The 1,093-nt window shown below is 41.9% G+C and carries 1 protein-coding gene; it reads left to right on the top strand.

Going from position 1 to position 1,093, the window contains the following annotated elements:
- The coding region (locus FC89_RS12800) for an N-acetylmuramoyl-L-alanine amidase family protein (protein ID WP_420865003.1) at positions 1-1,093 on the top strand (1,093 nt) is incomplete at both ends.

The following is a 1,093-nucleotide window of genomic DNA, read 5'->3' as shown; positions in this document are numbered from 1 at the left end:
AAGCAATTCCGGACCAACACAAGACAGTCTACTACAGTCCCAATGGTCAAATGCAACATGGCCAGCAAAAAGTTAACGGTCACTGGTACTTATTTGATAAGGCAACTGGTGCGATGAAGACTGGCATGCAGCCAATCACAGACCAGCACAAGACAGTCTACTACAGTCCCAATGGTCAAATGCAATATGGCCAGCAAAAAGTTAACGGTCACTGGTACTTATTTGACAAAGCAACCGGGGCGATGAAGACCGGCTTACAAGCAATTCCGGACCAACACAAGACAGTCTACTACAGTCCCAATGGTCAAATGCAATATGGCCAACAAAAAGTTAACGGTCACTGGTACTTATTTGATAAAGCAACCGGGGCAATGAAGACTGGTATGCAGACAATTCCGGACCAACACAAGACAGTCTACTACAGTCCCAATGGTCAAATGCAATATGGTCAACAAAAAGTTAATGGTCACTGGTACTTATTTGACAAAGCAACCGGTGCAATGAAGACTGGCTTACAAGCAATTCCAGACCAGCACAAAACTGTTTACTACAGTCCCAATGGTCAAATGCAGTATGGTCAGCAAAAAGTTAATGGTAAAGTATACAATTTTGATAAAACAACTGGCGCAATGAAAAATGCTACTTCAAGTCCTAAGGCTAAGACTGGTCAGGTTAACGAAAATGGTCATTGGTACTTATATAAAAATGGGGTTAAACAAACTGGCTTACAAACGATTCCAGATCAGCATAAGACAGTTTACTATAATTCCAACGGTCAAATGCAGTATGGACAGCAAAAGATCAATGGTCACTGGTACTTATTTGACAAAGCAACCGGAGCAATGAAGACTGGCTTACAAGCAATTCCAGACCAGCACAAAACCGTCTACTACAGTCCTAATGGTCAGATGCAGTATGGTCAGCAAAAGATTAACGGTCACTGGTACTTATTTGACAAAGCAACCGGAGCAATGAAGACCGGTATGCAGACAATTCCGGACCAGCACAAAACTGTTTATTACAATGGACAAGGTCAAATGGTCTACGGTACCCAGAAAATCAATGGGAAAACTTATCATTTTAACCAAGTAAC

The sequence above is a fragment of the Liquorilactobacillus ghanensis DSM 18630 genome (genome assembly GCF_001435235.1).
GTDB classification, from domain to species: Bacteria; Bacillota; Bacilli; order Lactobacillales; family Lactobacillaceae; genus Liquorilactobacillus; species Liquorilactobacillus ghanensis.
The sequence above is the reverse complement of the archived record's forward strand: the minus strand, read 5'-3'. Positions and strand labels throughout refer to the sequence as shown.